General features: G+C 48.3%; 13 protein-coding genes and 1 tRNA gene. 7 read left to right on the top strand and 7 right to left on the bottom strand.

Annotation, left to right across the window (positions count from 1 at the left end; translation table 11 throughout):
• Window positions 1-171: 171 nt before the first annotated feature.
• Complete coding sequence (ftsH, locus tag H6H02_RS10160; RefSeq protein WP_190817189.1) at window positions 172-2,112, bottom strand: ATP-dependent zinc metalloprotease FtsH; 1,941 nt, start codon at window positions 2,110-2,112, stop codon at window positions 172-174.
• Window positions 2,113-2,344: 232 nt separating this feature from the next.
• Here ftsH and H6H02_RS10155 point away from each other — a divergent pair, with 232 nt between their 5' ends.
• The 4 genes from H6H02_RS10155 (at window position 2,345) to H6H02_RS10140 (ending at window position 6,142) form a co-directional block, all read left to right on the top strand.
• Complete coding sequence (locus tag H6H02_RS10155) at window positions 2,345-2,539, top strand: hypothetical protein (protein ID WP_190817187.1); 195 nt, start codon at window positions 2,345-2,347, stop codon at window positions 2,537-2,539.
• Between the two features lie 183 nt (window positions 2,540-2,722).
• Window positions 2,723-3,916: an AI-2E family transporter gene (locus H6H02_RS10150; protein WP_190817185.1), complete on the top strand. Its 1,194-nt coding sequence runs from the start codon at window positions 2,723-2,725 to the stop codon at window positions 3,914-3,916.
• A 61-nt stretch (window positions 3,917-3,977) separates the two neighbouring features.
• Window positions 3,978-4,841 carry a DUF4351 domain-containing protein gene (locus tag H6H02_RS10145; protein WP_190817390.1) on the top strand — a complete coding sequence of 288 codons (864 nt, stop codon included), beginning with the start codon at window positions 3,978-3,980 and terminating at the stop codon, window positions 4,839-4,841.
• Window positions 4,842-4,942: 101 nt separating this feature from the next.
• A complete protein-coding gene (locus tag H6H02_RS10140; protein ID WP_190817183.1) occupies window positions 4,943-6,142 on the top strand; it encodes a homocysteine biosynthesis protein in 1,200 nt (399 codons plus the stop codon).
• 67 nt (window positions 6,143-6,209) lie between these two features.
• Here the strand turns inward: H6H02_RS10140 and H6H02_RS10135 are convergent, their stop codons facing one another.
• Window positions 6,210-7,172: a hypothetical protein gene (locus H6H02_RS10135; protein ID WP_190817181.1), complete on the bottom strand. Its 963-nt coding sequence runs from the start codon at window positions 7,170-7,172 to the stop codon at window positions 6,210-6,212.
• A 244-nt stretch (window positions 7,173-7,416) separates the two neighbouring features.
• Between H6H02_RS10135 and H6H02_RS10130 the strand changes: the two genes are divergently transcribed.
• A complete protein-coding gene (locus tag H6H02_RS10130; protein ID WP_347342597.1) occupies window positions 7,417-8,322 on the top strand; it encodes a tetratricopeptide repeat protein in 906 nt (301 codons plus the stop codon).
• Between the two features lie 59 nt (window positions 8,323-8,381).
• Here the strand turns inward: H6H02_RS10130 and H6H02_RS10125 are convergent, their stop codons facing one another.
• From H6H02_RS10125 to H6H02_RS10115, 3 genes are all read right to left on the bottom strand, one after another.
• Window positions 8,382-8,999: a TMEM165/GDT1 family protein gene (locus tag H6H02_RS10125; protein ID WP_190817177.1), complete on the bottom strand. Its 618-nt coding sequence runs from the start codon at window positions 8,997-8,999 to the stop codon at window positions 8,382-8,384.
• A gap of 434 nt (window positions 9,000-9,433) precedes the next feature.
• Window positions 9,434-11,161: a succinate dehydrogenase/fumarate reductase flavoprotein subunit gene (locus H6H02_RS10120; RefSeq protein ID WP_190817175.1), complete on the bottom strand. Its 1,728-nt coding sequence runs from the start codon at window positions 11,159-11,161 to the stop codon at window positions 9,434-9,436.
• A gap of 191 nt (window positions 11,162-11,352) precedes the next feature.
• Window positions 11,353-11,664 (bottom strand): hypothetical protein, encoded by a 312-nt coding sequence (locus H6H02_RS10115; protein WP_190817173.1) that lies wholly within the window; start codon window positions 11,662-11,664, stop codon window positions 11,353-11,355.
• A 687-nt stretch (window positions 11,665-12,351) separates the two neighbouring features.
• On the opposite strand from H6H02_RS10115, the gene H6H02_RS10110 reads away from it, so the two are divergent.
• A complete protein-coding gene (locus tag H6H02_RS10110; RefSeq protein WP_206757270.1) occupies window positions 12,352-16,335 on the top strand; it encodes a PAS domain S-box protein in 3,984 nt (1,327 codons plus the stop codon).
• A gap of 224 nt (window positions 16,336-16,559) precedes the next feature.
• Window positions 16,560-17,039 (top strand): GAF domain-containing protein, encoded by a 480-nt coding sequence (locus H6H02_RS10105; RefSeq protein WP_190817169.1) that lies wholly within the window; start codon window positions 16,560-16,562, stop codon window positions 17,037-17,039.
• A gap of 240 nt (window positions 17,040-17,279) precedes the next feature.
• On the opposite strand, the gene H6H02_RS10100 is transcribed toward H6H02_RS10105, so the two are convergent.
• Together H6H02_RS10100 and H6H02_RS10095 are read right to left on the bottom strand one after the other, a co-directional pair.
• Window positions 17,280-19,106 carry a metallophosphoesterase gene (locus tag H6H02_RS10100; protein ID WP_190817167.1) on the bottom strand — a complete coding sequence of 609 codons (1,827 nt, stop codon included), beginning with the start codon at window positions 19,104-19,106 and terminating at the stop codon, window positions 17,280-17,282.
• Between the two features lie 151 nt (window positions 19,107-19,257).
• Window positions 19,258-19,331 (bottom strand) — tRNA-Pro (locus H6H02_RS10095).
• Between the last annotated feature and the right edge of the window lie 15 nt (window positions 19,332-19,346).

Here is a 19,346-nt window from a genome sequence, read left to right as displayed (position 1 = left end):
CAAGTAATAATACTTAGTCTAGTTACATTGCCGATTTATTCAATAAAACAGTAAAACAGGCGCATCAAATCCCCGTGTTGTAGATTGGCACGCATCGGGATGTTCCCGAAGGAAAAGCGATCGCTTCTTTTAAACGAAGAGCGATCGCTTGTTTCTCACCTCAAGGAGTCATTAAACCAAAGCGGCTTGCTTCAACTGTATCCCGTCAGGTAGCTTCCCGCTACGCAACCATTCATCCATTTCTGAGGGAATATTAGCGGATTTGAGTTGTTCCCGCAGTTCAGCGCCTTCCAAAACTTCTTTTTGCAAAAGCATTTGCGCCATATCTTCCAACAAATCCCGATTCTTGTCTAGGATTTGTAAAGCAATGTGATGTGCGGCATCAATCGTTTCCTTCACTTGGCGGTCAATCTGCTCAGCAACTACGGGACTCACTGAACGACGCGGATTGCTGTAACCCTCGATGAATTGTTGCTGCGGCTTCTCAAATGCCACGGGTCCCAATTCATCGCTCATGCCGTAGAGAGTAATCGCCCGTTCCGCTAAATCCGTTGCTTTTTGGATGTCGTCACTCGCACCCGTAGACACCTTCCCAAAGATTAACTCTTCCGATGAGCGTCCACCTAAGAGAGTGGCAATTCGACCGCGAATTTCATCTTCTACCATCAAAAAGCGGTCTTCCTCTGGCATCTGGAGCGTGTAGCCTAGGGCACCGACGCCACGGGGGACGATAGAGATTTTCTCGACTTTACCGGCTCCCGGCATCAAAGCCGCGATAATCGCATGACCGACTTCGTGATAAGCGACGGTCTTTTTCTCAACGTCATTCAGAACGCGGGATCTGCGCTCTAATCCGGTGACAACGCGCTCAATTGCTTCGTTGAAGTCTGCCATCATTACGGCATCGCGGTTCTGACGTGCTGCTAGCAGCGCTGCTTCATTCACCAAGTTGGCTAAATCGGCACCGGCAAACCCAGGCGTGCGACCCGCGATCGCTACCAAGTCTACATCATCTGCTAATTTGACATTTCGGGAATGGACGCCAAGAATGGCTTCTCTACCCACTTTATCTGGGCGGTCTACCACCACTTGCCGGTCAAAACGACCCGGACGCCGCAGAGCTGGATCTAGCACTTCTGGACGGTTGGTGGCGGCGACAATAATCACGCCGGTATTCCCATCAAAACCATCCATTTCCGTGAGCAACTGGTTGAGGGTTTGTTCACGCTCATCGTTCCCACCGACAAAGCCTCCAGCACCGCCGCGAGATTTACCTAGCGCGTCTAGTTCGTCGATGAAGACGATGCAAGGTGCTTGTTTTTTGGCTTGTTCAAATAAGTCGCGGACTCGTGCAGCGCCAACACCGACGAATAGCTCAATGAATTCGGAGCCAGAGATACTGAAGAAAGGAACGCTGGCTTCACCCGCGATCGCTTTTGCTAAGAGTGTCTTTCCAGTTCCCGGAGGTCCTACTAGCAGCACGCCTTTGGGAATTTTGGCTCCCAATCGGGTGTACTTCCCGGCATTTTTCAAGAAATCCACAATCTCTAGGAGTTCTAACTTGGCTTCATCGACACCCGCCACATCACTGAACTTGATGCCGGTGCTGCCTTCTGAGTAAATCCGTGCCTTGCTTTTTCCGACCGTCAGCGCTGCGCCACCTGCGCCACCACCCCGGTTCATCAACCATCCCCAAATTCCAAAGAAAATCAGGGGAGGAACTACCCAACTGAGGAGCGTCCCAATCCAGCCATTGTTATTGGGTGCAGGTGCGGCAAACTTTACGTTGTGTTCGCGCAGGATCTTGGGCAGATCCAGATCGATTGCAACTGGCGTAGTGACGAATACCTGAGCCGGTGCGGTTTGCTCTCCCGTGGCATCGGATTTAAGCCCATACTCAATCCGGTCATTGCCAACAACCGCCTGCTCAACTTTACCGCTTTCCACCTGTTTGATAAAGTCGCTGTAGGGTACCTGCGGCAATTGAGGACCAAAACTCGGAATGATAAAGTTTAGCAGTAGAAGGATAGTGAACAAAATCAGGAAGCTGCCGCCAAACTGCTTTGTTCTAGAAGCTTTGGGCGATCGCTTATTATTATTTTCAACAGGCATTGTAGATACGAACCTCTTAAAAGTTATAAAGTTTGAAAGGTTGCTTTCAGATGTCTCCTGAGTGAAAGCTAAATGCACTCTTGGCTTCAGTAAGCTTTTAGAGCATCGAAATTGGTAACTAGGGTGAGGCTCTAAAAGCTATTGTAAAAAAAGGGATGCGATCGCCTGGGTTCGGTGTCTACCCCTACAAGCATCCGTATAGCCGTACTTTAGTCTTTGTTTATTAAGTTGTATGACAACTCAGGCTGGATTCATTCTTAAAGTGCTAATCGCCTCAGATGCGCTGTCAATCTTGATTAAGTACGGTGGTCCCTATTTATCGATTCCAGCAAGCCCAGCTCTAGTGCTGATGGTTGTGTTTCTGCCAACGCTGATTATGGCTGTGACCTTCTGGCAGCGATCGCGGCAATATCGCCAACTGGACTGAGTTGTCTTCTAAGTATTAATAAATACTTAATTTAGTCAGTACATCTCCGCAAAAACACTGCAATCTCTGTCACTCGGCAGCGATTTAAACTCTACTTTCAACCCATGCGAAAGTTGCCAAAATCGGCTAATCTAGCTGCATTGAACAGCAATTGCAGCCTATGTCAGCTCGGAGTCAACACCTGTGAATCTAGGTCAGTGGATTGGCTTATTCGTCTTAGTTATTTCTCTTTATATTTTGTGGCAAATTCGACAGGTGCTGCTGTTGGTGTTTGCTGCCGTTGTGTTGGCGACTGCCTTGAACCGATTGGCGCGGCGGCTGCAACGATCTGGAATGCAACATGGCATCGCTGTCCTGGTGTCGATTGTCTTATTATTAGCTCTGATTGTCGGGTTTTTCTGGCTGATTGTGCCGCCCTTTACAGTCCAGTTTCAAGAACTCACAGATCGGGTTCCCAGAGGGTTTGAGCGGTTGAATCTTTGGGTAGCTCGCCTCAGAACGGGTCTTCCTGGTCAGCTGACACCGTATTTACCCGATGTGGACAGCATAAGCCAACAAGTCCAGCCCTTAATTAATCGGCTACTAGGTGGCTCGGTCGCGTTTTTCTCCAGTTCTTTAGGCATTATCCTCAACATTTTGCTGGTGCTGGTTTTAACAGGAATGTTCTTAGCCAATCCCCAAGCTTACCGCAAGGGATTTGTGCGGCTATTTCCCTCTTTTTATCGGCGGCGGGTGGATGGGATTTTGGATCAATGCGAGGTGTCGTTAGGGCGATGGCTTGGAGGCGCACTCATTAGCATGAGTGTAGTGGCGCTGATGAGTATGATTGGCTTGTCGGTTTTGGGAATCCCCTCACCGCTTGCTCAAGGGATCTTGGCGGGTGTTTTTAATTTGATTCCTAATCTTGGCCCAACGATTAGTGTCATTCCACCAATGGCGATCGCCCTGTTGGAAGATCCTTGGAAATGCTTGGCTGTGTTCATTCTTTACTTTGTTATTCAGCAGGTTGAAAGCAATTTTTTAACACCCTACGTTATGGCTCAACAGGTGTCGCTGTTGCCAGCGGTAACGTTACTTGCCCAAGTATTTTTTGTCACCTTCTTTGGATTTTTAGGGTTGTTCTTGGCGTTACCGCTAACCGTTGTCGGTCAGATTTGGGTCAAAGAAGTCTTATTCAAAGATGTCCTCGATCAATGGCGCAATCAGCGTGAAGCAGCCTTTGAGACAGAGGGTATAGCCGAGTCCCATCAAACGGCTGAAGTCGAGCGAGAAACGGTGGTGTTGCCAGAAGCGAATTCATCCATCAATGACAAGCCTCATCTAGAGAACGAGAATCAGCCGAATGTTGATGATGTGACTGGTAAAGAGAAGAAATAGCGATAAGTAGCGATCGCTATTATCAGTAATCTCTGATGAGAAAATAATCTGACTTTCTCCAATTACACTCTTAGAATACGACAACACTTGCAAGTATCTTGCTGAGAATTACCCAGATGAATTTGCCAAGTGGCTACTTTCATCTGAAACTTCAGACATCCTGGTAATCAAAACCGAACTCACTCTGGAACCGATTCGCGCCGATTCTGTCACCTTCCTGCAAGTCGCCAACCAAATCTTGCACCTGGAATTCCAAACCTTGGCGCAATCGACTCCTCCCCTGGACTTCCGGATGCTCGACTACTACACGCGGCTAAAGCGGCAATATGGGTGTGAAATTGTGCAGGTAGTGATTTTTTTGCAAGCCACTACATCAGAACTCGTCTTTCGACAGCAATATACAGACACAAACACCAGACATCAATATCGAGTCATCCGCCAGTGGGAGGAAGACCCCGCCCCACTGCTAGCGAACCCGGCGCTCCTACCACTGGCAACCTTAGCTCGCAGCGATTCACCCAGAACCTTATTAGAGCAAGTCGCCGCTGGGGTCGCTACGATCGAGGAAACCACCGAGCGACAGAACATCTTAGCTTGTGCAGGGGTTCTGGCTGGTTTGCGGTTTAAAAAAGATTTGATCCAACAACTATTGCGAGAGGAAATTATGCAGGAATCTGTTATCTACCAAGACATCCTCCAAAAGGGTGAGCAAAGAGGTCTGCAACAAGGTCTGCAACAAGGAGAGGTGGCGTTAATTTTGCGGCTGCTCAGGCTACGGTTTGGTGACATGAATCCTGAACTGCAAGAACAGATTCGCGGTTTATCGATTCCTCAATTAGAGGAATTGGCGGAGGCGCTGTTGGATTTCTCCAGCCAAACTGACTTAGTTAGTTACTTGGCGGCGATAGATTCATCGGCAATCTGAACAGCAGCACACAACGCTAACCTCTAAAGGGGGTCGCCCCACGAGGCATCGCAATAGTGGAAACTAGGGATAAGCAAAAGTCCGACCCTTCAACCTTCCCTATGCGAACCCTTGCCGAAATTAACGACAAAATCAGCCACCAGCGTGCAGTGGTGTGGACAACAGAAGAATTAAAAGCACGGGTGGCAGAAGTGGGAGTCACCCAAGCTGCAAAGCAAGTAGATGTCATTACCACCGGCACTTTTGAACCAATGGAGTCGTCGGGGGCGATTATTAACCTGGGACACACCGATCCCCCGATTAAAATCCGCTCCTGTTGGTTAGATGGGGTTTTAGCCTACTCTGGCTTTGGGGCAGTTGATCTGTATCTGGGAGCAACCCAGATGGTGGAATATCGGAGTACGGGCGAACCCCTAGATGGAGAGGAATCCAGAGAACGCGGCGGCGGTCATGTGATTGAAGACTTAATTGCCGGTAAAACGGTGCAACTACGCGCCATTGGACAAGGGACGGACTGCTACCCTCGTGCTTCCTTTGAGACAACCATCACCCGCGACACGATTAACCAGTTTTATCTATACAATCCCCGTAATCTATACCAAAATTTTATCGTCGGGGTGAATGGAGGCGATCGCCCACTTTATACTTACCTCGGTCCTCTGCAACCCCGTCTCGCCAATGCCGTCTACTCAAACGCTGGGGCAATTTCTCCCCTTCTGAACGATCCAGACCTGCAAATGATTGGGATTGGCACCCGGATTTTCTTAGGCGGCGGCGTTGGCTATGTAGCTTGGGAAGGCACCCAACACTTCCCCTTGCAAAAGCGGTTGCCAAATCGAACGCCCGTTGGTCCGGCGGCTACCCTTGCCTTAATGGGAGACGCCAAACAAATGAATTCTCGGTGGGTGCGTGGTTGTTACTTCAAAAATTATGGCCCTTCTCTGATGCTCGGCGTTGGCATCCCCCTGCCCGTTTTACAAGAGCAAGTCGTCGCCAATTGTGCTCTGCAAGACAAGGAGATTGTTGCGCCGGTTGTCGATTTCTCGATTCCTCGGCGCGTCCGTCCTACTTTTGGTCTTGTGAGTTACGCCCAGTTGAAGACGGGACGCATCACAATTGAGGGCAAACCCGTGCGGGTTGCCCCCTTAGTCAGCTTATTCTTTTCCAATCAAGTAGCGCTGGAGTTGAAGCAATGGATTGAGGCGGGGACATTTACCCTCACCGAACCTGTTGCTCCCATTCCAATGGATCGCTCCTTTTTACCCCAAGACCGATGGGGTTCTCAAATTTCCCTAGATTAGTCATTCGTCATTCTTTACTCGTTATTTGGCTGTAACTCATCACAGTGACTCATGACTAACCGCCAGTTTATTCTGGCGGTGGGGAAGAGCGCTTAACTGGCTTTGGCAAGGGGTCCTTGCGTTTGGGGGACGGGGGCGCGATCGCTGCGGGTCTTTCTGAGCCTGGACGCACGGGACGCTCTCGGCTTCCTCCTCCTGGCTTTCTGCTGGGAGGACGCCCCCCTCCACCTCCTCGGAATGGCTTCTTGCCCGGAATCTTTCTAGGAGGCAGGCGACCAATATCCTGGCTCTCCTGAATTACCAGGGAATTTCCCTGTCGCTGCACCTGCAAATCCATGAAATGACCGACTGCTTTTTCTTGAACCACACCATTAAGTTTCAACTTGAAAAACTTGGGTGTGTCTTCTTGTTTACGGGGAGACTGCTTGATCTTGACAATGATGCCTTCTTCTTCTTCCCGCGACTGAAAAATTACTTCTCCGCGAATCGAAAAATAGCCATCGTTCGCCGCCGACTCTTCACTTTGAATATCCGTTGGTTCGGATGATTTTGATGATTTTGCTGTTTCCGCTTCTGGGTCAGACGACGGCTGGTTCAGCCTTTCTGGCTCCCAAACGCCCACAATCTGGACGTGCAAGTTGCCGTCTTCTTGTCGCATCCGGGGGTAGACAACCCATAAATGTTCCTGCTCTAAGTTCAGGTGATTTTTGACTAAACTCATCACCCGACCTAATAGCACGGCATCGATGTCTGTTCCATCGCTTGCCAGCAGCATTCCTCGCGTAAATTGCTCGTCGGAGGACGTGTACTTACCCTTTACTAGACCAATGGCCCGGTATTGCATGGGTTCGCTAGGCGGAGGAATGGGTTGCTGTCGTGTGACAGCAGGATTCTCTTCAGTTGTTTGTTCCAAATTGCTGTTTGACGCTGTATCCGCTGGCGTTGGCGGACTGGATAGGGGTGGTGGTTCTGGCTTAGGATCGCCAGAAGACTGAGGTAATTCGGAGAACCGATTCACAGAAGGACTCATAATACTCCTCGCGGCGGAGACACATCCCCTTGGGGGGAGTCAGTCAGCTCATTGTACTGAATGCGGTGATACGACTGGTAGATCCGCAATGTTTTTGCACTCAGCAAAAACACTTACACCTTATCAAGTTCGGTTCGATGCTGTCACTATTTTAAAACGTGGAGACGATGATGCTGTTTGCCAAGTGTGACAGTGGAAAATAAGATTGTGTTTGATAATGACAAATAGAGTTCAGAGCAGTCGTGTGTCCCAAAAGCGCAATCGCTGGTTTATTAATCTAGTTCTAGGGCTGGGTGTGTTAATCTTTGTCGGATTATCCATCATTCCGTTGGTGGGTATTGTTTTTGACGGCCAAGAGCCTACTACTGGGGCAACAGCAACTCCCTCACCTACTCAGACAGCAGCGGTAGCCAATCAAGCAGAACTGGAAGCGCAGGCAAAAGGTTACGAACTGGTTTTGCAGCGAGAACCAGAGAATCAAACGGCGCTGCGGGGGCTGTTGGAAGCGCGGCTAAAACTGCGCGATATCAAAGGCGCGATCGCACCTTTGGAAAAACTGGCGAAGCTGAATCCCGACCAAAGCGAGTACGCAGTTTTACTCGCGCAGGCTAAACAGCAAACAGGAGATCGAGAAGGGGCTGCCCAAACTTATCGCTCGATTTTGACTTCAAAACCGGGAGATATGAACGCCCTGCAAGGTCTTGTTAGTCTTTTGGTACAACAAAACCGTCCGGAGGCGGCGATTGGATTGCTGCAAGATACGTTGAAAACTGCTCCACAAGTGAATCAAGTTCAACCGGGTAGCGTTGATGTCACTTCGGTGCAGTTAGAACTGGGCAAAGTTTATGTTGAGTTAAAGCGCTATCCGGAAGCGATCGCTATCTACGATGACGCGATCAAAGGCAATCGAGAGGATTTTCGTCCAGTGCTAGCAAAGGCGCTGGTGTTGCGAGAACAAGGGAAAATCGCCGAAGCTAAACCGCTATTCAATACGGCGATCGCTCTAGCTCCAGCTAGAGTCAAAGACCAAATTAAACAACTGGCGGCTGACGCACCCACACCTACACTCGCACCTGTACCCGCACCCACGACTTCGCCCACGACATCACCCACGACATCACCTTCTGTCTCTCCCAGTCCTGCGCCTTAACCTGGGTCTTAAGAAATAAAAATGCAAAATTAAAGATTCTGTTTTTTAATTTTGCATTTTTATTTCCCTTCCAATAAGGCGATCGCTCCAAATAGCAGAAACAAGCCGCCCCCCATTGCTGTAATTAATCGCTCAGAGATTCGTCCAGCAATCATCCGACCCCCCAGAACAGCGATCGCTGCACAGATACTATGCCCCGCAATTGCGCCAGCCGTGACCCCCACCGCAGGATGAGCCGCGGCTAGGGCAATTGTGGCAATCTGAGTGCGATCGCCCCACTCTGCTACAAATGTCAACATAAAGGCTTCAAGTACAATCGCCCAAGGTGTTTTCTTTTTGGGCATTTTTGACTCAGCTTCTTTAACCGTGGCGATCGCTTCTTCGGCTTCTTCACACTCCGCTCCCCCTGGCATCTGACTTGCCTGGTACAATAACTTCACCCCAAAGCCAACAAAGAAGATAATCTCCGCAACATGAAGAAAATCCTTGGGGAGTAGAGAAGCCACTTGTCCCATGAGAACCGATAGAACCGTCATTGCTGCTAATGCCGCCACGACTCCTGCAAATACCAGTCGTCGAGAGTGGCGCATTGCCAGAATCACCGCAATGAAAAAGGTTTTATCGCCTAATTCGGAAAAAGTGATGAATAATAAACCGGCAGTAAAAGCTGTCAGCATCCTCTCAAGCTCCTCAGAATAGTTCTACCTATCGCATCTGAGTGAGCTTTCTGGAGGGTACACGGGGACTTCACCAGCAGCTCACATCTGATGTGAACTCGGTGAAGGTCTCGCTCCCAAGGTTTGAAACTATTAGTTCAGCGACTAGGCGCTTGTTTCTAGTTTCTTTCGCTTGTCACCTGAACCAGGCTCATCGCCAGTATGTTGATTCAGATGGGCTAGCATCATTCTTCGCTAGCAGCTACTCCCCTTCATTGTTAGGTAATTATACATCTAACTGTGGGTAGAAGAAATTAATAAATCTACATAAATTTGTTTGGGGAGTGTCATGGTAGGCGATCGCAATATATCCCCCATTTGCAAACAGTCCCAAGCGGGTAAGAGAAAAGTTGGCAGGTTTACATTGTTAACTTACCAACTTTCCACCCGATCGCTTAATACTTCCGTTCCTTTGGCTCAAACATATTAATGTTCACCGGGCGATCGCGCAAATCGATCCCGGCTGGAGAATAGAAAGCCATCGTGTGCTTGAGGAAATTCTCATCGTCACGCTCAGGATAATCTTCGCGGTAATGAGCGCCTCGACTTTCTTGACGGTTGAGCGCTGATGTCAGAATCATTTGTCCGACAATAATTAAACTGCGGAGTTCCAGCGCCTCGATGACTTCAGTGTTCCAAAGTTTACCTTTGTCATCCAGGTAGATATTCTGGGATTGCTGCTGAATCTGTTGCAGCTTATTCAAACCTTCGCGCATCAATTCCTCGCTGCGGAAGACACCGCAATACTCAGTCATGCAGTCTTGGAAAGCTTGACGTACTTGGTTAATCCGGTACTGTCCCGATTGCTCTAGTTGCGCTTGGATTTTGCAGTGAGCTTCTAGCAAATAGGGTTGCTCATCCAGTTCTGGCAGTTTGCGGTTTTGGACAAATTGAGCGATCGCAGCCCCAGTTCTTCTGCCATAAACCACACACTCCAACAGGGAATTACTGCCCAGGCGATTTGCCCCGTGAACTGAGACACAAGCAGCTTCTCCAGCGGCAAAGAAAGCGTCAATTAAACCATCTGGGCCACTTTTCACCTGACCGCTTGTATTGACGGGGATACCGCCCATTGAATAGTGAGCCGTAGGGCGCACGGGCATCGGTTGATCTACCGCGTCGATGCTAAGTAATCGGTGAGCTTCTTCCCAAGCAAAGGGAACCCGACTCATAATTTTTTCTCGCCCCATGTGGCGCAAGTCGAGATAGACAAAGGGTCCACCGGCGCTGCCATCGGGATGAACGCCCCTTCCCGCGCGAATTTCTCGCGCGATCGATCGTGAAGTAATATCGCGAGGAGCGAGTTCCATGCGACTGGGGGCATAAGTCGCCATAAAGCGATCGCCCTCAGCGTTAATCAAATACGCGCCTTCACCCCGCACAGCTTCCGAAATCAGCACCCCCACCGGGTACAACCCCGTCGGGTGAAACTGCACGAACTCCATATCTTCCAACGGCACCCCGGCGAGGGCAGACATCGCCAACCCATCCCCTGTTGAGGCGTAGTCATTCGAGGTGGTATTGAATACTCTGCCATAGCCGCCCGTGGCGAACATCACCGCCTTCGCCCGTACAACCTCAATTCGCCCATCCAGAATCTGGTACATCACCACGCCTTTCGCCTGGGCGTCTTCCAGAATCAGCTGCATCACGTACCATTCATCGTAGATGCGGACGCCGTGACGCCTGAGATTATTCACCAGTTCGTGCAGAATAGCGTGACCCGTCTTATCCGCTGCATAGCAAGTGCGCCGGTGAGAATGTCCCCCAAAAGCCCGCTGGGCAATCCGACCATCTGACAATCGGGAAAACAATACTCCCATGTGTTCTAGGTCGATGATCGTGTCTGGAGCCTCGCGGGTGAGGATTTCCACCGCATCCTGATCCGCCAGGTAGTCAGATCCCTTGACAGTGTCAAAAGCGTGGGCTTTCCAAGTATCTTCGGCATCTACATTCTTCAGCGTTGCCGCCATACCCCCCTGCGCGGCGACCGAATGGGAACGAATCGGGTGAGTTTTGGCAATCAGTGCCACATCCAAGCTGGGTTCGGTGCGGGCAATTTCTAAGGCGGCGCGACACCCCGCTAATCCACCTCCCACAATCACGACATCGTGTTCAAGCATCTTATAAGATCCGCTCTTTGGAATTCTTACATCCATGCTGACGCAAATAAAAACTTCCCCACCACAAAGCGGGGAAGTTCTTCATAAATTTCTTTTTAGTTCTTATACCAGTTCACGTTCCTGGCGTCTCAGTCCTCAGTCTTCAGCCCTCAGTTCTCAGTTATTCGTGTTGACCAAGGACTCATGACTCTTCAACTGGTGACTTCGACAGGTTTTTGGTTGGGTAAACTGCCACCGACTGTCTCAGTGGTGTCCCCGATATCCATTGCAGAAACCTCAATGTGGTTAAACAACGTGGTCACGAAGGCAAAGAGCAAGAAGGGCAGAGACAGCACTAGGATGAGTCCAACAGTCATTAGGGCGTAAATTTGACGAGTGGTACTCCACAGCGCTAGTGCAGAGGCCAGACTAATAAAGATGACAATCAGCCAAACGATGATTTGCCCATAGATATCGCCAAAGGAGAGAGTACAGACGAAGCGATACTTTTGCATTTTATTCATGACGTTTCCCTTGCAACATTCCTTTAAAGTTCTAGGTTAAGGTTCTGACACGGGCTTGGCAGATTTCTCAATCTTTTTACAAGAGTTGCAATATAGCTTTACAATCCACCCCAGGGTGCCAAACGGTCGCTATTGACTGCATCCCAGCCATCGCGATCGCTCTCGAATTAAAAATCATTATCCTTCCCAGCAGCATCTTAAGAATGATTATCGGAAGGTGATTCCTTTTTTTATAGCAAGAAAGCTCAGCTTTGAGTGTGTTAGCGCCGCAGCAGCTCCGATTGAGCATTTTGTAGTTGATTTTTCGGCTAATTTTCAGCGATCGCTCTCTTGACAAATGAACTTTCGTTTAATTTATTGATTTTCTAGATTGACACCAAAGACCTTTTTTAACACAACAATTGCGTAGAAAAACCTATCAATAGTTAAACATGGATATTCTTTTCCAGTTGACATAAGTAATATTACGGTAATCTCTATGCGAATCGAGTATGTTTTCTAGAAGAATTACAGTTGTCTTGGCTCTCGACTGGGATTAAAAATTTTAATTACTAAACATAATTTTCTAAAATTTAGGTTTCTCGGATTTCTCCTTGGAGAAAAGAACTGTAAAGCTTAACCGTATGTTTTTATACTTTATCAATTTACAACTTTTAGTAAAAAGTAGGAACACGTAGTAGGAGCGTTATGCTGCAATTTTTGCAGATTTTTTTGGGTTCAAACTCTTTTATTCCACACGGACATTGTTACTTGTGGAAGCCAGAGTTGGTAGGGCTGCACATCACATCAGATGTGCTAATTGCTCTTGCCTATTACTCTATTCCTATCACGCTCTTTTACTTCGTTCACAAGCGAAAAGATTTACCCTATGCAAGGATATTTCTATTATTTGGAACCTTTATTATTTCTTGTGGTACCACTCATCTAATAGAAGTGTGGACGCTTTGGTATCCGATTTATTGGATAGCCGGTTTTATGAAAGCGCTAACGGCTGGAATATCAGTCTATACAGCAGCCAGCTTAGTACCACTAATTCCCAAAGCCTTGGCGTTGCCTAGCCCAGCTCAATTGGAGACAGCAAACCGCAACCTAGAACGCGAAATCATTGAGCGCTGGTGCATTGAAGAACAACTGCAAAAGTCGCAACAAATGCTGCAATTGGTGATGGATAACATCCCCCAATTTATCTTTTGGAAAGATAAAAATTTAGTTTATTTAGGGTGCAATCAGAATTTTGCCCAATTAGTCGGGATTGGCAAGCCAGAAAATATTGTGGGGAAAACCGACGACGATTTGCCGTGCAGACAAGAAAAGGCGGACTTCTTTCGGGATGGCGAACGGCGAATTATGGAAACAAATACGCCAGAATATCACAGCATTGAATCGGCTCTTAAGGCGGATGGTAAACCGTCTTGGATAGACAGTAATAAAGTTCCACTCCATGATGGTGAAGAAAACGTGGTAGGCATCCTTGGCACCTTTGAAGATATTACCGAACGCAAAACTGCTGAAGAAGCGTTGCGGAAGAGCCGAGAACGGTTTGATTTAGCAGTTCAAGGTTCTAAAGATGGATTGTGGGATTGGGATTTAGTAACCAACGAGACCTATTTGTCGCCTCGTTGGAAGAAGATGCTGGGTTATGAAGAGCATGAGTTGCCCAATCAGATAGAAGAGTGGGAAAAACGCCTGCATCCCGATGACCGCGATCGCGCGATCGCAACCCTTCAAGCTTATGTAAGAAATAGCCAAGCTTCTGATTACGAATTAGAGCATCGTTTGCAGCACAAAGATGGCTCCTATCGGTGGATTTTAGCGCGGGGAGCAGCGCTGCGAGATGCCAACGGCAAAGCGATTCGGATGGCTGGATCGCACACGGACATCACCCAGCGCCGGAGAGCAGAGGAAACTGCGAAAAAAGCCAAAGAAGAACTGGAATTCAGCTACAGCCTTGTGTGCGCGGTGATTGAAGGCACCCCGGATGCCATCTATGTGAAGGATCTTCAGGGTCGCTATCTGATGATCAACTCGGCGGGTGCTACTGTCTTGGGCAAACCGGAAGGGAAAATTATCGGCAAGGATGATACCGAGTTCCTGCCTCCAGAGTTGGCACATCCAGTCATAGAGACTGACCGCCAAATCATGACAACGGGCGTGACTCAAATTGTCGAGGAAACGATACTCACCAGAGGGATTACCCGGACGGTTCTTTCCACAAAAAGCGTCTACCGCGACCCCAAAGGAAACGTCATCGGTTTAATTGGGGTAGCACGGGAAATTACCAAGCGCAAACAGGCAGAGGAAGCACTCAAGAAAGCCAAAGAAGACCTGGAAATCCGCGTTGAGGAGCGTACCCGTGAGTTAAGAGATGCCATTGGGCAATTGCAAAGCGAAATTGCCTACCGGGAAGAGGCAGAGGCGGCGTTGAAGGCGAGTGAGAAAAGATATCGCCATTTGGTCGAGACTTCCCAGGATTTGATTTGGTCGGTGGATAGAGAGGGCCGATTTACATTTGTGAACTCTGCCGTCAAAGAAATGCATGGCTACGATCCCAAAGAAATGATCGGACGTTTGTTCAGCGATTTCCAACCACCGGAACAACTAGAGAAGAACTTGCAAGTACATCAGCGCCTACTGGAGGGTGAGCCGTATGTCCAATACGAGACGGTGCATTTGCGTAAAGATGGAACGCCGATCCAGATAAGCTTTAACGCGATCGCATCTAAGGACGACGCCGGAAACATCCTTGGCACTACAGGCACCGCCCGAAACATCACGAGTGCCAAACAGGCTGAAGCCGCACTCCGGGAGAGCGAACAACGGCTTCAATCTATCCTGGCTTACTCCCCAGCCGCTATCTACGTCAAGGATATTCAAGGTCGAAATATGTTGATGAACCGCAAGTGTGCTAACTTGCTCAACGTAGATGCAGAGGCAATCAAAGGGAAGACAGAGTTCGAGTACTTACCTTATGAAGTCGCTGAGGCATTGCAAGCGAACGATCAAAAGGTACTCGCAGCCGGGATTGCTTTGGAAAGTGAGGAAGTGATTCCTCAAGACGACGGCTTACACACCTATATTTCGATGAAGTTTCCGCTTTACGACGACAATGGGATGCCTTATGCAGTTTGCGGCATTTCCACCGACATTACCGAACGCAAGCAGGCTGAGGTGGCTCTGCAACAATCGGAAACTCGATTTAGACAACTTGCTCAGCAGGAAGAACTGCTCAACCGTTTAGCCAACCAGATCCGGAATACTCTCGATCTAGATACGATTCTAGAAACCGCTGTCGGGGCAATCCAAAGCCGGATGGGGATTGAGTTATGCACCTTCGCTTGGTATCGCCACACTCCCTCATCCCCTGGCTGGGAGATCGTCAAGGAAGCGAGAACTTCCACCGAAGCGAGCTGGCTTGGCTTCTATCCTGCGGGATTTTTTCCCAAGTTTGAGGAAAAAATGCTGAATTTAGAAATGTTTCGTATGGATGAAGTACAAAGTACGAACGATTCCGCCATTCCGCAAACGTTACTGGTTGCAGGCACTCAGTCGGCGCTGGCGCTACCAATCCAGACGCCGAGTGGCGAACTCGGTGCCTTGGCTTGTCATCGCCGGAACCAAGTCCAACCTTGGACGGACAGCGAGGTGGAATTACTCTCGGCGGTTGTCAACCAGCTAGCGATCGCCATTAACCAAGCCGAACTTTACAACCAGCAACTTGATGCCGCCAACACTGCCCAAACTAAAGCCGCTCAGCTTGAACACGCTTTACGCGAATTGAAGCAAACCCAAGCTCAACTGATTCATAGTGAAAAAATGTCTTCTTTAGGACAGTTGGTTGCGGGGGTTGCCCACGAAATTAACAATCCCGTTAACTTCATCTACGGCAATCTTTCATACGCTAATGCATACGCTCTCGATTTACTACGCCTGCTTCAGCTCTACCAGGAACACTATCCCCAGCCACCCGCCGCTATTCAAGCTCAGGCGGAAGAAATTGACCTGGTTTTCCTACTTGAAGACCTGCCTAAAATCCTATCTTCCATGAAGGTAGGAGCTGACCGTATCCGCGAAATCGTCCTGAGTTTACGAAACTTCTCTCGTCTTGATGAGGCAGAGATGAAAACTGTCGATATTCATGAAGGCATCGATAGCACGCTGCTGATCCTGCAAAACCGTCTAAAAGCAAAACCAGATCGTTCGGGTATTCAGCTCATCAAAGAATATGGCAACCTACCCAAAGTGGAATGCTATGCGGGACAGATCAATCAGGTGTTTATGAATATTTTGACCAATGCCATTGATGCTCTCGAAGCAGTTCCTTATTTGCGGTTCGCCGTTCACGGCAATAAACCATCAACCATGAACCCCAAAGAAGTTCCGACAATTTGGATTCGGACTTCTATGGTGCAGCCTAATCAAGTCAGGATTCAGATTGTTGACAATGGCTCAGGAATGACAGAAGAAGTCAGCAGTCGGTTATTCGATCCGTTTTTTACAACTAAGCCGGTCGGTTCTGGGACAGGTTTGGGGATGTCCATTAGCTACCAAATCGTAGATAAGCATAACGGTCAACTGAAGTGTATTTCAGCACCCGGACAAGGTACAGAGTTCTTAATTGAGATTCCAATTCAGCAACAAAAAAGCCAATTCCTGGTGAATCAAAAAGTCTAAAATGTAAATTTCTGCTGTATAGGACATTGCACACCCCCAAAAACAAGAGCGATCGCTTTTAAAATCAATCTCTCGACTTTTAGCGTTGATGCTATTTTGATAATTCTAGAGTTATGATAAAAAACATTAAATTGTCATAACTCAGTCGGATTTGTCTTCTCGTGCAAAGTAACTTCAACAGAGATTCTGACTCTAGTCCTGCTATACAGGATAGTGATCCGGGTTTGCGAACATTTGCTAACCGTCTTGCCAATAGTATCGAGCGAGATGCTTTAGTTCAAAAGACGACCGACGAGCTAAGAGATTTGCTTCAAGTCGATCGCGTAATTTTATATTACTTTTTTCGCCAATGGAAAGGGCAGGTTACGTTTGAGTCCTTGAGGTCTAGAGAATACTCGATCTTCGGCTCAACAGGCCCTGATGATTGTTTTAATGATGAATATGCCGCCTTGTACCAAGCAGGAAGGGTACGCGCGATCGCAGATATTGAATTAGAACCGATTACCCCTTGCCACCGCGATTTTCTCCGCACGATGAAGGTACGTGCTAATTTAGTGGTGCCAATTCTCAATTCCGTTCGGTTGTGGGGATTGCTAGTTGCCCATAATTGTCAGGATGCTCGTACCTGGACATCTTCGGATCTTGAAGCGATGCAAAAAGCAGCAGAAACTTTGGCAATGGCTCCTTCAATTCGAGATAGTTAAGTTGTGCTATCTCTTCAATGATTGTGAAGGCGAAATCCCCGACTTCTCGCTTGAAGTCGGGAATCAAAACCGCTGGCATCTCACAACTCATATCGGATTGCTATAAGAGTAACTGTAAAGGAGATTTTTTCACCTAATTTTAGCCAATTCATGCTTGCAAAATGGTGAAATAATAACTTTTTAGAATGATTGAGCGATCGCGTTCATTGCCAACTCGATAAATCGGCAGCTAAATTTCCTCTATTTCAGCTTAAATTCATCAAACTTTACCACCTCTGAGTCCGGTTTTCGTGTATCAAAACGGTAACTGCTCACCGTACCCGTTCCCGTGTTGAAGATACTAAATGCCGTAATCTCATTACTCGCCACATACGGCAATGGCTTCCCATTTTCACTTATCAGCGGCGTAATGGTCGGTACTACTGCCTCCAACCCATTTGGATCGCCTGTTACGGCCTCATTCTCTTGATACTCTTTGGGTACAGGTCTCTTCTTTTCGCCCAACGCTGCACCGTAGGAGTTGCCTATATTCGAGGTTTCTAAAAAGTGCATCCCGCTAGAACTGACAAAGCGATTCCACAGGTGCGAGTGTCCATAAAATACTAACTGCACATTAGCAGCCTCTAGCAGTGGCTCCACATCTCGGATAAGGTAATCTGCTTCTTTAGGGTACTGATAACGCACCGATTTAATATTGCCATTTTTATCTCGGTCGATCATCTGCACCGGATTGGTATAAGGAGGGACAATGTTATCGCCTAGAGAATGCGGCGGGTGATGAAACATCACGACTTTATACTTTGCTTGCTTAAATTCTGGGCTATTCAGTTCTCTTTCGAGCCAGGTATATTGTTCGCTCCCCTTGGCAATTGGCTCGAAGATGTGCTGTCCATATCCCCACTTTTCCGGGCTATTTAAGTGTTTTTCTCGTTCGCGGTATCTTCCCTTTGTCTTCTCATCTAGTCCCCAGTAACGCCACGTATTGGTTGCGAAAAGTACTACTAGCCGCACATCACCAAAGGTGACGGCGTAATATTTTTTTCCACCTTCTTTGCTTTCGGGTAAACTAAAAATTTCTTCGTAAGTATCGGTATTAAAAGAATTATCTTTTAACTGTTGAAGAGACCCGAAATTGCGCTTCGTGTTGTCGCCGGGGTTTAGTTGCTCTGCCTTTTTTGCCTCTGCCTTTTTTGCCTCTGCCTTTTGGGCATGAATTTCTTGGGCAGCCCAGCGAGGATAAGCGTCATCGAACTGGTCGTTTAAACTGCTCTCCATCGAGAAGCGCCCCATCACCTCATGATTGCCAATCGCCGGGAACATTGGCGCGTTTTGAATTATCTGTCCGCCCCGATAAAGTGTCTTGACACCGTTGTGTTCAAGTTCGTAGTTGCTGCGACCTTGGAGGCAAGGAAAAAAGGCACCCCCTCGATTATCATCAAACCACTCAGAGGCACGGTCGGGAATGTTGACTAAGTCACCGACAAAGAAGACAGCGTCTACTTGCCCGACTGTCTCAACGACCTTCTGAAGATTGGCAGATGTCATCGGCTTGAGCTGGTGGTCGGAAGTGAGCAAAATTTTCAGTGATGTCCCCGGTGTGGGTTTGGGGGCGAGCGTGAATACTTCACTGCTAACGCTCGTACCATCTTCCCGCAGGCTGGTGACGCGATAAGAAACTCGCTTGCCAGGAGTTAAGCCAGCCACCTCCGCTTCGTGCCGCCAGATGTCTCGGCTGGTCGGCTGCTGGTAAATCTGACCGTCTTGAGTCTGATTTCCGACCCGCGATTGACTATCCTCACGAGTGCGGCTGAGTTTGGTGGTACTGGCGACGACACTGTGAGCAAGATTCTCTCCGTAGGCAACACGATGCTCACCAGCAAACTCAGTAAACCACACGACTCGCACGCTTGTTTTGGTCGGCAGTTGTAGAAAGGGATCAGTTAGCAGCTGGGGTTGAGATGTCATAACTGGCTGCTTAGTAAATAGGACAATTATTAGGGTAAGCGATGCCACAGCCAGAAAAATAGCTGCTGTCAGCAGAGAGCGGCTGGTTAAAAGTCTGAGCATAAGCGATCGCTCCGCAACAATAACCGCGATACAGGCTCTCTACACGCTAAGCCATTAGCGTCTATGACGTCTATGACAATGATGAGCGATTTTATCTCTCTAAGGAGAACTTACCACTTTCAACTTAACGGATTCTGCCGGACGAACTAAATCGGAGTGGCGGGATTCGAACCCACGACCTCAGCTACCCCAAAGCTGCGCGCTACCAACCTGCGCTACACCCCGACACAGTCTTATATT

The sequence above is a fragment of the Coleofasciculus sp. FACHB-1120 genome, assembly GCF_014698845.1.
Taxonomy (GTDB): domain Bacteria; phylum Cyanobacteriota; class Cyanobacteriia; order Cyanobacteriales; family FACHB-T130; genus FACHB-T130.
This window is presented reverse-complemented; position numbering and strand designations above follow the sequence as displayed.